This is a genomic window from Streptomyces sp. TRM64462 (genome assembly GCF_013362995.1).
Lineage (GTDB): Bacteria > Actinomycetota > Actinomycetes > Streptomycetales > Streptomycetaceae > Streptomyces.
In genome coordinates this window covers 1-14,171 of the sequence record NZ_JABWDV010000349.1, presented here as the reverse complement: position 1 = coordinate 14,171, position 14,171 = coordinate 1, and the positions used below count along the sequence as shown (strand labels likewise).

Below are 14,171 nucleotides of genomic sequence, written 5' to 3'. Positions count from 1 at the left end.
CCGGCCCCGACGTTTACCGCGTCCGCTCAGCCTCAGGCGTCGTACTCGTCCAGCGGCGGGCAGGAGCAGACCAGGTTGCGGTCACCGAAGGCGCCGTCGATCCGGCGCACCGGCGGCCAGTACTTGTCCGCCGTGGAGACACCAGCCGGGAAGACGGCCTCCTCACGGCTGTACGCGTGGTTCCACTCGCCGCCGAGCGCGCCCGCGGTGTGCGGGGCGTTGCGCAGCGGGTTGTCGTCGGCGGGCCACTCGCCCGACGCGACCTTCTCGATCTCGGCACGGATCGCGATCATCGTGTCGCAGAACCGGTCGAGCTCGGTGAGGTCCTCACTCTCGGTCGGCTCGATCATCAGCGTGCCGGCGACCGGGAACGACATGGTCGGCGCGTGGAAGCCGTAGTCGATCAGACGCTTGGCGATGTCGTCGACGCTGACGCCGGTCGCCTTCGACAGCGGGCGCAGGTCGATGATGCACTCGTGCGCGACCAGCCCGCCCGGGCCCGTGTACAGGACCGGGTAGTGCGGCTCCAGGCGCTTGGCGATGTAGTTCGCCGCGAGGACGGCGACCTGCGTGGCGCGCTTGAGGCCCTCGCCGCCCATGAGCCGTACGTACGCCCAGGAGATCGGCAGGATGCCCGCCGAGCCCCACGGCGCCGCCGAGACGGGGCCGACGCCCGTCTCCGGGCCCGCGGCCGGCTGCAGCGGGTGGTTCGGCAGGTACGGGGCGAGGTGCTCGCGGACCGCGACCGGGCCGACGCCGGGGCCGCCGCCGCCGTGCGGGATGCAGAACGTCTTGTGCAGGTTGAGGTGCGAGACGTCACCGCCGAACGCGCCGGGCTTGGCCAGGCCGACCAGCGCGTTCAGGTTGGCACCGTCCACGTACACCTGGCCGCCCGCCTCGTGGACCTGGGCGCAGATGTCGGCGACGTGCTCCTCGAAGACGCCGTGCGTCGACGGGTACGTGATCATCAGTACGGCGAGCTCGTCGCGGTACCGCTCGATCTTGGCCCGCAGGTCCTCGACGTCGATCTCGCCGTCGTCGGCGGTCTTGACGACGACGACCTTCATGCCGGCCATGACGGCGGACGCGGCGTTGGTGCCGTGCGCGGAGGACGGGATGAGGCAGATGGTGCGCTGGGTGTCGCCGTTGGCGCGGTGGTAGGCGCGGACGGCGAGAAGACCGGCGAGCTCGCCCTGGGAGCCGGCGTTGGGCTGGATCGACACCTTGTCGTAGCCGGTGACCTCGGCGAGGCGCTCCTCCAGCTCGCGGATGAGGGTGAGGTAGCCCTGCGCCTGCTCGACGGGCGCGAAGGGGTGGACCTGCGCGAACTCGGGCCAGGTGACCGGCTCCATCTCGGTGGTCGCGTTCAGCTTCATCGTGCAGGAGCCGAGCGGGATCATGCCGCGGTCGAGCGCGTAGTCGCGGTCGGCGAGCTTGCGCAGGTAGCGCAGCATCGCGGTCTCGGAGCGGTGCGCGTGGAACACCGGGTGGGTCAGGTACGCGTCGCCGCGCAGCAGGTTCCCGGGCAGCGCGTCGGCGGTCTCGGCGTCCAGCGCCTCGATGTCGCCGCGCACGCCGAAGGCGTCCCAGACGGCGGAGAGCTGGGCGCGGCCGGTGGTCTCGTCGCAGGAGACCGAGACGTGGTCGGCGTCGACGAGGTGGAGGTTGACACCGCCCTCGCGTGCGGCGACGACGACGTCGGCGGCCTTGCCCGGCACGCGCGCGGTGACGGTGTCGAAGAACGTGCCGTGGACGATCTCGACGCCACCCGCACGCAGCCCGGCGGCGAGGATCGCCGCGTACCGGTGGGTGCGCTGCGCGATCTCCTTGAGGCCCTCGGGGCCGTGGTAGACGGCGTACATGCCAGCCATGACGGCGAGGAGCACCTGGGCGGTGCAGATGTTGCTGGTGGCCTTCTCGCGGCGGATGTGCTGCTCGCGGGTCTGGAGGGCCAGGCGGTACGCCTTGTTGCCGTCCGCGTCGACGGAGACGCCGACGAGGCGGCCGGGGAGGCTGCGGGCGAAGGTGTCGCGCACGGCCATGAAGCCGGCGTGCGGGCCGCCGAAGCCCATCGGGACGCCGAAGCGCTGGGTGGTGCCGACGGCGATGTCGGCGCCCAGCTCTCCGGGCGAGGTGAGCAGCGTCAGCGCGAGCAGGTCGGCGGCGACGGTGACGACCGCACCGAGCTCGTGGGCCTGCTCGATGACCGGCTTGATGTCCCGCACGGCACCGGAGGCACCGGGGTACTGGACCAGGACACCGAAGACCCCGCGCTCGGCGATCTCGGCGGGGATCCCGTCGCTCAGGTCGGCGACGACGACCTCGACGCCGGTCGGCTCGGCACGGGTCTCGATGACGGCGACGGTCTGCGGCAGGGCGTCGGCGTCGATGAGGAAGACACCGTTCTTGACCTTGCCGACGCGCCGCGACAGCGCCATGGCCTCGGCGGCGGCCGTGCCCTCGTCGAGCAGCGAAGCACCGGAGGTGGGCAGCCCGGTCAGGTCCGCGACCACCGTCTGGAAGTTCAGCAGCGCCTCAAGGCGGCCCTGCGAGATCTCCGGCTGGTACGGGGTGTACGCCGTGTACCAGGCGGGGTTCTCCATCACGTTGCGGAGGATGACCGGCGGCGTGAACGTTCCGTAGTAGCCGAGGCCGATCATCGGGGCCAGGACCTGGTTACGGTCGGCGAGGGACCGCAGCTCGGCCAGGACCTCGGCCTCGGAACGGGCCTCCGGCAGGCCCAGGGCCTCGGCGCTCTTGATCACGTCCGGCACCGCGGCCGCGGTGAGCTCGTCGAGCGAACCGTAGCCGACCTGCGCCAGCATCTTGGCGCGCGCCTCGGCGTCGGGCCCGATGTGGCGCTGCTCGAAGGGGGTGCCTCGCTCCAGCTGGGAGAGCGGAATGCGGTTGGCGGTCATGTACGGGGGCCTCCTGGTCGTTGCGACCTGCGAGGGGCACCTCGGCGCGGGTGCCCGGACGGCCTCCCCCTCTGTCATCTCAACCTGAGAGCTTCGCCGTGCCCGCCCGGAGGCGCGGTACGGCTTTCACCGTCGGTGAGAGCGGGTGCCGTCCGACGCCCGCCCTTCTTTCCAGAGTGACCTCGTCCGTGCGGTACAGGGGCCTGAGAGATTCCGGGGAGGATTTGCTCCTTCGGCGCCTCCGAAAGGTTTCTCCGGAGGACTCTCCCGCACGGGGTCAGCGGCCATTGCCAGCCTACCAGCGAGGTTCCGGCCCGATCCCTCGAGTGGCCGACGTCACCGTTGTGCACTTTCGTAGTGTTCACAGACCAGTTGCGACCGGCTGGAGGGACCGTGCAGACCGACATCGACCCGCGCAGCCTGATCGGCCGCAAGGCGTACGACCGCGACGGCCACAAGATCGGCACGGTGGACGAGGTGTACCTGGACGACGCGACGGGCGAACCGGAATGGGCGGCCGTACGGACGGGGCTGTTCGGCCGGGACGCGTTCGTCCCGCTGGAGCCCAGCAAACTGGTCGCCGACGGCCTGCACGTCCCGTACGAGCGGTCCCTGATCAAGGACGCCCCGGACTTCGGCGTGGGCCGGCACCTCTCCCCCGAGCAGGAGCTCCAGCTGTACCACCACTACGGCCTGGACCTGCCGGACTCACCGTCCCCGGACACCTCCTTCGGCACGGTGCCGGACGGCGACGACTGATCCCCCGGCACGAGCGGCAGGGGCTCCGAGGGCTCCAGCTCCGGATCGTCCACCCAGAACGTGCGCACCCTCCCCGGCGCCGACCCGGGCCGCTCGAACCGCACGGTCACCCGCCCCAGCCCGCTCCCCTGCACCCACCCCGCACCGTGAACCGCATGCCGGACGTCCCCACCCGCCACGAACCCCCTCTCCCGCACGGCACCGGCCCCGTCGGCACCACCCGTACCGGCCGCCGCCCCGTCCCCGGGTTCCGCACCCGGCAGACCAGCGTGGCCCACCGGAGCGGCTTCCGATCCGGCCGCCGCCGAGCCGGCCGCCTCTGATCCGGCCGCCGCCGACCCGGAGACCCCGCCGCGACCCTGGCCGCCCAGCTCATCGCCCCCGGCGGGGCCAGGGTCGCCCCGGTCCGTGTCGCCCGACGCACCGCCCGCCGCGGAATCCGCCGCGGCCTGGGCGAACAGATCCTCCTGGGTGTAGTCGGCGAGGCCCGTGACGCCGACACCCAGCAGCCGCACACCGCCCGTCGTGTCGACACCGTCGAGGAGCCGCGCCGCCGCCTCCCGCACGACCGCCGGATCGTCCGTCGGCCCGCGCAGCGTCTCGGATCTGGTCAGCGTCGAGAAGTCGTACCGCCGCACCTTCAGCACCACCGTCCGCCCCGAACGCCCCGCCCCGCGCAGTCGGCTCACGCACCGGTCGGCGAGCCGCTCGACCTCCCACCGCACCCGCACCCGGTCGTGCAGGTCCACGTCGAACGTGTCCTCCACGGACACCGACTTGGCGTCCCGCTCCGCGACCACGGGCCGGTCGTCGTGGCCGAGGGCCATCTCGTACAGCGCCGCCCCGTGCGCCCGCCCCAGCAGCCGTACGAGCTCGTCCTCGCCCGCCTCGGCCAGGTCGGCGATCGTCGTCATCCCGGCCCGCCGCAGGTGCTCCTCCGTCGCCGGCCCGACCCCCGGCAGCGTCCGCACGCCCATCGGCGCGAGCAGCTCCCGCTCCGTACCGGGTTCGATCAGCACCAGCCCGTCCGGCTTGGCCTGCTCCGACGCGATCTTCGCCAGCATCTTGGATCCCGCGAGCCCCACCGAACCCGTGAGCCCCGTGGTGGCGACGATGTCCCGGCGCAGCCGCTCGCCCGCCTCCCGCGCGCCCTCCGCGTCGAAAGCCGTGCCTCCAGCCTCCAGGTCCACGAACGCCTCGTCCAGACTGAGCGGCTCCACCAGCGGTGACAACCGCCCCAGCAGCTCCATGACCTGGCCGCTCACCGCGCGGTACAGCGAGAAACGCGGCACCAGATACGCCGCGTTCGGCGCCAGGCGCCTGGCCTGCGCCATCGGCATGGCCGACCGCACCCCGAAGCGCCGCGCCTCGTACGACGCGGTGGCGACGACCCCGCGCGGCCCGAGCCCGCCCACGACCACGGACTTTCCCCGCAGGCTCGGTTTCGCCGCCTGTTCGACGGCGGCGAAGAACGCATCCATGTCCAGATGCAGAATCGTCGGCGCGGCTCTCACATCACCGATGCTGCCGCACACCACTGACAATCGCCCGCACGCATGTGCGACACGCGGATCTGGTCCTGCTCGGAGGCTCAGACGGCCTTGTCGCGTCTGCGCCGGGCCAGCTCGTCCGTCGGGTTGTGCCCGACAAGCGTCTCGCCGGTGTCGACGCGCTCACCGTGCAGCTGCGACAGCGCCGCCTCGACATCGCGCCAGACCACGCCCACCGCGATCCCGAAGATCCCCTGACCGCCCTGGAGCAGATCGACGACCTCGTCCGGCGACGAGCACTCGTAGACCGTGGCCCCGTCGCTCATCAGCGTCATGCGCTCCAGATCGTCCAGCCCGCGGCCCCGCAGATGCTGGACGGCCGCCCGGATGTTCTGCAGGGCGACCCCCGTGTCCAGGAACCGCTTCACGATCTTGAGGACGACGACGTCCCGGAAGCTGTACAGACGCTGCGTTCCCGACCCGTAGGCGGGCCGCACGCTCGGCTCGACCAGCCCCGTACGGGCCCAGTAGTCGAGCTGCCGATAGGTGATCCCGGCCGCCGCGCAGGCGGTGGGACCTCGATAGCCGACCAGGTCGGTCGACGGTTCTGACGCGTCTTCGGAAAGCGGATACGGTCCGCTCCCTGCCGGGCCACGCCCGGGGAGCGCTCCCGCCGTACCGTCGCCGCTGCTCATCACGCCGACCCTCCGTCCTTGACCTGCCACATCGACGGTAGGCAGTCCCCAGGGGTGCGTCAACGATCGCCACACTCGCCACGCCGAGTGATAATCACCCTGAGAGTGGTTTGGCGTGTCCAGGTTCCGGGAAACGCTACTCGAATGCGCCGAACGCGCTGAAAGCGCCCCCGCTCCCCGCTCCGTGTCAGTCAGGTGTCAGCGGCCGGTTCAACGGCGGCCGGCGCCTCACTGGCTGCTGGAGCCGAAGTCCTCGGGCGAGATCTGGTCGAGGAACTCGCGGAACTTCTCCACCTCGTCCTCCTGCTCGTCCGGGATCGCGATTCCGGCGTCGTCGAGCACGCCGTCGCTGCCGAAGATCGGCGTCCCCGTACGCAAGGCCAGCGCTATGGCGTCGGAGGGCCGTGCGCTCACTTCGACACCGCTGGCGAAGACCAGCTCCGCGTAGAAGACCCCTTCGCGCAGATCCGTGATGCGGACCTCCGTCAGCTCCTGGCCGACGGCTTCGAGCACATCCTTGAAAAGGTCATGGGTGAGCGGCCGGGCTGGGGTCATCCCCTGCTGCGCGAAGGCGATGGCCGTCGCCTCACCCGGACCGATCCAGATGGGGAGGTACCGGTCGCCTCCCACTTCACGCAGGAGCACGATCGGCTGGTTGGACGGCATTTCCACCCGGACACCGACAACATCGAGCTCGTTCACACAGCAACCCTAGGCCGTGCCGGACCGGTTTGGGTAGTCGGGCCTCTCCAAGATCAAGGCAGCCGGCCCCCGAGGGCCGTCCTGACCAGGGCCGCGTGCAGTCGCACGGACAGCGCCGCCAGCTCCTTCGTGGTCGCCTCGGCGTGCGCCCGGGTCTGCGGGTTGCGGTGCCGGCGCAGCGGCGCCACGACCTGCTCGATGAGGCCCGCCTCTCGGTCGGCGGCGGCCTTCACGGCCCGCAGATGGCGGGGTTCCAGACCGTATCGCCCCAGGTCGGCGACGAGTTTCGCGACGGTGACGGCCTCCGCGTCGTACCCGCCGTCCGCCGCAGGAGTGAGCAGCCCGTACGACTCCCACTCCGCCAGCTCCTCCTCGTCCGCCTCAGCGGCCGCGAGCAGCTCGGCCCGGCCGATGCGGGCCACCGTGGGCCGGTCCTGCTCCGGCTCCCAGGGGTCGGCGCCCTCCGCCCGGTCACTCTGCGTGGCCTGAGCGGGCAGCTGCACCTGCTCGCCCCGGGCGAGCGCGTCCAGATGCTCACGGATGACCCTGAGCGGCAGGTAGTGGTCCCGCTGCATCCGCAGGATCAGTGCCAGCCGCTCCACGTCCTGCGGGCTGAACTTCCGGTACCCGGACGCCGTCCGCCGCGGCTCGACGAGCCCCTCCGCCTCCAGGAACCGGATCTTGGAGATGGTGACCTCGGGGAACTCGTCCCGCAGCTGATTGAGCACTGTTCCGATGCTCACCAGCCGGTCGCCCGCGTCGGCGGTGCCGTTGCCGGCACCGCCCGTCGGTGTTCGCAGCATGGACCTTCCCTGGGGATCCCCCCGGACCGGGCCCGGGGGTGGGGGCGCCCCCGGACGGAGTCTGGGGGAGGTCAGACGCTCGGCTGGCTCCCGTAGAAGACCAGCCGGTACTTGCCGATCTGCACCTCGTCCCCGTTGGTGAGCTGGACCGAGTCGATCGGCTCACGGTTGACGTAGGTGCCGTTGAGGCTGCCGACGTCCACGACGGTGAAGGTGCCGTCCGCCGCCCTGCGGAACTCCACATGCCGACGCGACACGGTCACGTCGTCCAGGAAGATGTCGCTCTGCGGGTGACGGCCCGCGGTCGTCAGATCACTGTCGAGGAGGAACCGGCTGCCGGAGTTCGGACCGCGCCGCACCACGAGCAGCGCCGACCCCGGCGGCAGCGCGTCCACGGCGGCCTGCGCCTCGGGCGTCAGCGACGGCAGCGGCGTCTGACCGGTGGTCTCCGCGTCGTACGCCTCAAGACCCGAGATCGAGATGGTGGACGTGGTCTCCGACGCCCGCTCCGCCGGGACACCGCCGCGCAGCGGGGCCCCGCAGTGGGAGCAGAACCGACTCGCCTCGGCATTGCGGTGCCCGCACCTCGTACACACCGGCATGGACGTGTCCTCCTGCCGCGGCTGGCCCGCGTGGGCGCTGGTTGCATACGGGTCGGAGGGAGTTCCTCCACCCGGAGTCGAGGCTGATGGTTCCCCGAAACCTATGCGGCCCGGACCGGCAGGGTCAACAGAAGACGCGCCCTGTCCGCCCGTAATGTCACCACCCGGACCAGCGACCTCATCGCGGAAGAGCGGACGCTCGCCGCCCTGCTCCTCCTCGCTCTGGCCGTGCCGCGGCGCACGGTGCTTGGCGTTGCCGCCGTCCTCGCGTGCGCTCTTGCCGAACAACTTCCCAAACAACTTCACGGGCGATTCCCCTTGAACGAAACAGACCCGCCCGTGGGGCAGGACGAACCCTGAACGAACACACCTGCCGACCCGGACATCTTCACAACGTCCGTATCCACCAGACAGTTTCCACCACGCACCACGCGTGTGATGCGGCGACCCCCCGCAACCTCTCGGCCGGGGAAGTCGATTCCGGATCTTGCCGGGCCCATGGCCCACCGCGGCGCGGTCCCGGACGCCGAAGCGGGTCCCGAGCGGCTCACCAGCACGACGGTCACGGGAGCTGACCCCATTGCTTCGCCTCCCCTGTCCGGCCTGGTCCCTCGGGCATTCCCCCGCCGCACGGCCCCCATGCGCCCCGCTTCACCGCGATGACGACCGAGCGTAGTCAGGCCGCTTCGCCGGTCGCAAGGCATCCACAACGATCTTCTCCGACCGGGTCACCGTGGCCGTGGCCTGCTCCTTCTCCAGGCTCTGCACGATGCCGCCGGGGATGTTCAACGCCGGCTCCAGATCCTGCGGCTTGCCGATGACCTTGAACCGGTACGGCGCGGTGATCGGCCGCCCGTCCACCTCGACGGCCCCCGCCTCACCGGAGAAGAAGGTGTCGGCGACCACCCGCACACCGTTGACCTGGATCGCCTCGGCCCCGGCGGCACGCAGCTCCTGGATGGTGTCGAGCAGCTTGTCCGGTTCCACGGCCTTCAGGGGGTCCTCGATCACCAGGCTGATACCGGGGCCCTCAGCGGCCACCGTACCCGCCAGGATGCCCAGCTGACGCTCCCTCTCCTGGGTCTGTCTCCTTGCCTCTTCGGCCTGGTTCGAGCTGTTCTCCAGCTCCCGGCGCTGGGCGTCCAGCCGCGTCCGCTCGTCCTCCAGGCGCTGCGTCCGGTCGTCCAGCTCGTCGAGGATCCGCACCAGGTCCTCCTGGCGGGCGCCGCGCAGGGCACCGTCGTCGCTGGTGGCGCGGACCTGGATGGCGAGCCCGAGCCCGAGCCCGAACAGCAGGAGGGCCACGATGAGTTGGGCCCGGGTCACCCTCGGGGGCCACAGGCCGGCGACCAGCCGCTGCCGGCCGGTCATCTCCTCGGCCTTCGGCTCGGACGGCTGCGGTGGTGGGGTCTGTGCGTCGCTCATCGGCCTCACGCCCGGAACACATGCCGCCGGATCGCGGCGGCGTTGGAGAAGATACGGATACCGAGTACGACCACCACGCCGATGGACAGCTGCGATCCGACGCCCAGCTGGTCACCGAGGAACACGATCAGCGCGGCCACGACCACGTTGGACAGGAAGGACACCACGAAGACCTTGTCGACGAAGATCCCGTCCAGCATGGCCCTCAGGCCTCCGAAGACCGCGTCGAGCGCGGCGACGACGGCGATCGGCAGATAGGGCTCGACCACCGCCGGCACCTCGGGCCGGACGAACAGCCCGACCACGACTCCCACGACGAGGCCCAGTACGGCGATCACGATGTGCCCTTCCCTGTGTCGGCCGTGCCCGGCTCGTCGCCCGTGCCGGCTCCGGCGGTCCTCGGCTGTGCTGTACGTACGATCAGGCTCGCGGCCGCCGGCAGCCGCACCTGGCTCTGCGCCGAAATGCTGCTGCGGATACCGAAGTTCTCTTCCAGCGCGTGCAGATAGCGGCCGTCGGCGCTGTCCTGGAACCGGGTGCTCAGCCGTTGCCCGTCCCCCACCGCGAGGACCGTGTACGGCGGCACCAGCGGCTTGTTGTCGACCAGTATGGCGTCACCCGCCGCCCTGATCGCGGACAGGGCCGTCAGCCGCTGCCCGTTGATCGCGACCGCCTCCGCACCGGACTGCCACAGCCCGTTGACGATCCGCTGCATGTCGCGGTCCTGTACCCGGCCCGTGTCGGAGAAGTCGCTGCTCGCGCGCGGATCACCGCCGCTGCCCGGGTCGGCGCCCTTCGCGTCGTCCACGACCAGCTTCAGGCCGGGGCCCTCCACCTCGGTGGCGCCGGAGAGCAGCGCCACCAGCCCGCTCTGGTCCCCGCCGTGCTCCTGCAGTGCCGCCCGCTGGCGCTCACCGACCTCGGTACGCAGCTTCTCGATGTCCTTCTCGAGACCGTCGACGGCCGAGGTCTCCTCGTGGATCCTGTCGATCAGTTCCTCGCGCTCCTTGGCCACCACGGGTGCCGAGAAGCGCGCCTCAGCGGCACCCAGCGTGACGACCACGGCGGCCAGCGCGAGCCCCGCCGCCAGGCCGAGCCTGGCCCGCAGCGTGGTCGGCATCCGGCCGCCCTCGGCGGCCCTGCGGGCCGACGCCTCCGCGTAGCCCTCGTCCAGCGCGTGGTCGATCACATTCGTCAGCAGCGACATGGACGCGTCGGGACGCGGAGGCGGGGAGCCGGTGCTCCGAACGGGGGGCTGCTGCGACATGCCGCACATCGTCGCATGTCGGAGGGGCTACCGCCGAATGGCCCCACCGGTATGCCGGGCGGACGCTCCGTCCACCGCCCGGCACACCCGTCACGGTACGGCGCAGACGCTCGCAGACGCTCAGCGACCTGCGCTGTCGACCACCGCCGCCCACTCGTCGAGCAGCTCCTGCGCGGAGGTGTCGTCCGGACCCTCGGCCCACAAATGGGTGACGGCCTCCGCCGGGTCGGGCAGCACCAGCGCCCACCGCCCGTCGGCCTCCACGACCCGCACACCGTCGGTGGTGTCCACGTGCCGGTCCCCCGCAGCCTCGACGACCCGCCGCATGACGAGCCCCTTGACCGCCCACGGCGTCGCCAGGTCACGCCGCAGCATATGGGCGCGCGGGATCCGCGCGTCGATCTGGCTGAGGGTGAGCTGCGTGCGCGCGACCAGTCCGATGAGCCGTACGAACGCGGCCGTGCCGTCGAAGACGCTGCTGAATTCGGGAACGATGAATCCGCCGCGCCCGTCTCCACCGAAGATGGTGGATTCCTCGCGCCCGACCCGGGTCAGATCGTCCGGCGACGTCGTCGTCCAGTCGACCTGTGTGCCGTGGTAGGCGGCGACCTGCTCGGCGATCCGCGTGGTGGTGACCGGCAGCGCCACCCGCCCGCTGCGCCGCTCGGCCGCGACCAGGTCCAGCATGACCAGCAGCGCCCGGTCGTCCTCGATGATCCTGCCCCGCTCGTCCACGAGGGACAGCCGCTCACCGACCGTGTCGAAGCGCACGCCGAACGCGGCCCGCGCGGACGCCACGATCTCCCCGAGCCGTACGAGCCCCGCCCTGCGGGACTCGGCGGACTCGGTGGGCCGCGACTCGTCCAGGCCGGGGTTGATGGTCAGCGAGTCCACGCCGAGCCGCCCGAGCAGGCTGGGCAGTACGAGCCCCGCGCTGCCGTTGGAGGCGTCGACGACGACCTTCAACCCGGCCTCGGAGATACCGGTCGTGTCGACCCGGCGCAGTAGCGCGCCCGTGTACTGGTCGAAGACGCTCGACGGGAAACTGAGGTCACCGATCTCGCCGGGGAACGCCCGCCGATACTCCTGGCGCGCGTACACCCGGTCCAGCTTCCGCTGCCCGGCCTGCGACAGATCGGCACCGCGCTCGTCGAAGAACATGATGTCCACGGAGTCCGGCACACCGGGCGTGGTACGGATCATGATGCCGCCCGCACTGCCCCGGGCCGTCTGCTGGCGGGCCACCGGCAGCGGGACGTTCTCCAGGTCGCGTACGTCGATGGCACTCGCCTGGAGCGCCGAGATCACCGCCCGCTTGAGCGCCCGGGCGCCGCGCGAGTGGTCACGGGCGGTGGTGACGGTGGCGCCCTTCTTCAACGTCGTCGCATACGCCCCGGCGAGCCGCACGGCCAGCTCCGGCGTGATCTCGACGTTGAGGATCCCGGACACTCCGCGCGCACCGAAGAGGTGCGCCTGGCCGCGGGACTCCCAGATGACGGAGGTGTTGACGAAGGCGCCGGCCTCGATCGTCTTGAAGGGGTAGACCCGTACGTTGCCCTGCACGATCGATTCCTCGCCGACGAGGCACTCATCGCCGATGACGGCGCCGTCCTCGATCCGCGCGGCGCGCATGATGTCGGTGTTCTTGCCGATCACACAGCCCCGGAGGTTGCTGTGCGGCCCGATGTACACGTTGTCATGAACAACGGCCTTGTGGAGGAAGGCGCCGCTCTTGACGACCACGTTGGAGCCGACCACGGTGTGCTCGCGGATCTCGACGTCGGCTTCGACCTTGGCGTAGTCACCGATATAGAGGGGACCGCGCAGCACGGCGTCGGGGTGGACCTCCGCTCCTTCGGCGACCCACACACCGGGTGAGATCTCGAACCCGTCGAGGTCGACGTCGACCTTGCCTTCGAGGACGTCGGCCTGCGCCTTGACGTAGCTCTCGTGCGTGCCGACGTCCTCCCAGTAGCCCTCGGCGACATAGCCGTAGATCGGCTTGCCTTCCTTCATGAGCTGCGGGAAGACATCCCCGGACCAGTCGACGGACACGTCGGGCTGGACATAGTCGAATACCTCGGGCTCCATCACGTAGATGCCCGTGTTGACGGTGTCCGAGAACACCTGACCCCAGGTGGGCTTCTCCAGGAAGCGCTCGACTCTTCCTTCGTCGTCGACGATGGTGATGCCGAATTCCAGGGGATTGGGAACGCGCGTCAGACACACCGTGACGAGCGACCCCTTCTCCTTGTGGAAGGCGATCAGGTCGGACAGGTCGAAATCGGTGAGCGCGTCACCGGAGATGACGAGAAATGTGTCGTCCTTCAGCGCCTCTTCGGCGTTCTTGACGCTGCCGGCGGTGCCGAGTGGCTTCTCCTCGTGGGCGTAGGTGAGCTCCATCCCGAGCTCTTCGCCGTCGCCGAAGTAGTTCTTGACGAGGGAGGCGAGGAATTGCACGGTTACGACGGTCTCGGTGAGTCCATGCCGCTTGAGCAGGCGCAGCACATGCTCCATGATCGGTCGGTTGGCGACCGGCAGGAGCGGCTTGGGCATGCTCGAGGTCATGGGGCGAAGTCGGGTGCCTTCGCCTCCGGCCATCACGACGGCCTTCATGTCGGAAGCGTCCTCCTTGCAGAGATGACGATCTAGCCGACTTCACCCTGTCCGAACACTGCCCTTCTGCACATCGCACCGGCGCCGGCAATCGCTGCTCGGCGCCGGGACAGACAGGGTCAATCGGCTGCGGTATCCGCCTTGACGAGTCGGCGGACCTGGACCACGTAGAGGATCCCTGCCCACCAATACAGAGTTGTACCCCATCCGGCGAAGGCCCATCCGAAAATCTTAGCGAGTGACGCAAGCCATGTTGTGCCGTCGCTGAGCAGAAGCAGCGGGAAGGCGTACATCAGGTTGAAGGTGGCGGCCTTGCCGAGGAAGTTCACCTGGGGCGGCGGATATCCGTGCCGCCGGAGGATTCCCACCATCACCAGCAGCATCAGCTCGCGGGACAGGAGCACGAGAGTGAGCCAGAGCGGCAGGATCTCGCGCCAGGTCAGGCCGACGAGCGTGGAAAGGATGTAGAGGCGGTCGGCCGCAGGGTCGAGGATCCGTCCGAGGCTGCTGATCTGATTCCAGCGCCGGGCGAGCTTGCCGTCGAGATAGTCGCTGACTCCGCTGAGCGCCAGGACGAGCAAGGCCCAGCCGTCGCTGTTGGGCCCGCCGAACTCAGGACGGAGGATGAGCCACAGGAAGAGCGGCACGCCGGCGAGGCGAGCCATGCTCAGGATGTTGGGGATGGTGAGGACCCGGTCCGTCTGAACGCGAGTCTCCTGTACCTCCACCCGGGTGCCTCCTGTGGGAAAAGTCCAACGCTGCCCCATGACCTTACCGTCCGCCCCGTCGGCCCCCGTACACGGGGTGGTCAGGGTGCTCGGTACGGGGCCGGAAATGCGGAAAGCCCCGCACCATCGGTGCGGGGCTTCCCCAAAAACTGTTCGGCGGTGTCCT

General features: G+C 70.4%; 12 protein-coding genes and 1 riboswitch. Of the genes, 1 reads left to right on the top strand and 11 read right to left on the bottom strand.

What is annotated here, in order from left to right; translation table 11 throughout:
- Nucleotides 1-32 precede the first annotated feature (32 nt).
- A complete protein-coding gene (gene gcvP / locus HTZ82_RS18815; RefSeq protein WP_175410580.1) occupies nucleotides 33-2,918 on the bottom strand; it encodes an aminomethyl-transferring glycine dehydrogenase in 2,886 nt (961 codons plus the stop codon).
- 181 nt (nucleotides 2,919-3,099) lie between these two features.
- A riboswitch (glycine riboswitch) is annotated at nucleotides 3,100-3,198 on the bottom strand.
- A gap of 113 nt (nucleotides 3,199-3,311) precedes the next feature.
- Here gcvP and HTZ82_RS18810 point away from each other — a divergent pair.
- Nucleotides 3,312-3,677 (top strand): PRC-barrel domain-containing protein, encoded by a 366-nt coding sequence (locus HTZ82_RS18810; protein ID WP_175410579.1) that lies wholly within the window; start codon nucleotides 3,312-3,314, stop codon nucleotides 3,675-3,677.
- Here the strand turns inward: HTZ82_RS18810 and HTZ82_RS18805 are convergent.
- The 10 genes from HTZ82_RS18805 to HTZ82_RS18760 all read right to left on the bottom strand — a co-directional run bounded on the left by HTZ82_RS18805 (nucleotide 3,605) and on the right by HTZ82_RS18760 (nucleotide 14,005).
- Nucleotides 3,605-5,191, bottom strand: a complete 1,587-nt coding sequence (locus HTZ82_RS18805; protein ID WP_175410578.1) for a DNA polymerase IV — start codon at nucleotides 5,189-5,191, stop codon at nucleotides 3,605-3,607. The two genes, HTZ82_RS18810 and HTZ82_RS18805, sit on opposite strands and share 73 nt — an antisense overlap.
- Nucleotides 5,192-5,268: 77 nt before the next feature.
- On the bottom strand, nucleotides 5,269-5,862 hold the full coding sequence (locus tag HTZ82_RS18800; RefSeq protein WP_175410577.1) for a MerR family transcriptional regulator: 594 nt from the start codon (nucleotides 5,860-5,862) through the stop codon (nucleotides 5,269-5,271).
- Between the two features lie 228 nt (nucleotides 5,863-6,090).
- The gene (locus tag HTZ82_RS18795; RefSeq protein WP_175410576.1) at nucleotides 6,091-6,564 is read right to left on the bottom strand and encodes a bifunctional nuclease family protein; all 474 of its coding nucleotides are present in this window, start codon (nucleotides 6,562-6,564) and stop codon (nucleotides 6,091-6,093) included.
- Between the two features lie 53 nt (nucleotides 6,565-6,617).
- Nucleotides 6,618-7,367, bottom strand: a complete 750-nt coding sequence (locus HTZ82_RS18790; protein ID WP_175410575.1) for a MerR family transcriptional regulator — start codon at nucleotides 7,365-7,367, stop codon at nucleotides 6,618-6,620.
- Nucleotides 7,368-7,438: 71 nt separating this feature from the next.
- Nucleotides 7,439-8,383 (bottom strand): FHA domain-containing protein, encoded by a 945-nt coding sequence (locus HTZ82_RS18785; RefSeq protein WP_175410589.1) that lies wholly within the window; start codon nucleotides 8,381-8,383, stop codon nucleotides 7,439-7,441.
- A gap of 237 nt (nucleotides 8,384-8,620) precedes the next feature.
- Nucleotides 8,621-9,394: a DUF881 domain-containing protein gene (locus tag HTZ82_RS18780; RefSeq protein ID WP_175410574.1), complete on the bottom strand. Its 774-nt coding sequence runs from the start codon at nucleotides 9,392-9,394 to the stop codon at nucleotides 8,621-8,623.
- Nucleotides 9,395-9,399: 5 nt separating this feature from the next.
- The gene (locus HTZ82_RS18775) at nucleotides 9,400-9,732 is read right to left on the bottom strand and encodes a small basic family protein (protein WP_175410573.1); all 333 of its coding nucleotides are present in this window, start codon (nucleotides 9,730-9,732) and stop codon (nucleotides 9,400-9,402) included.
- A complete protein-coding gene (locus HTZ82_RS18770) occupies nucleotides 9,729-10,661 on the bottom strand; it encodes a DUF881 domain-containing protein (RefSeq protein WP_254711952.1) in 933 nt (310 codons plus the stop codon). Before HTZ82_RS18770 ends, HTZ82_RS18775 begins: the two co-directional genes overlap by 4 nt.
- A gap of 120 nt (nucleotides 10,662-10,781) precedes the next feature.
- On the bottom strand, nucleotides 10,782-13,277 hold the full coding sequence (locus tag HTZ82_RS18765) for a mannose-1-phosphate guanyltransferase (protein WP_175410571.1): 2,496 nt from the start codon (nucleotides 13,275-13,277) through the stop codon (nucleotides 10,782-10,784).
- Nucleotides 13,278-13,396: 119 nt separating this feature from the next.
- Nucleotides 13,397-14,005, bottom strand: a complete 609-nt coding sequence (locus tag HTZ82_RS18760) for a CDP-alcohol phosphatidyltransferase family protein (RefSeq protein ID WP_175410570.1) — start codon at nucleotides 14,003-14,005, stop codon at nucleotides 13,397-13,399.
- Nucleotides 14,006-14,171: the final 166 nt, after the last annotated feature.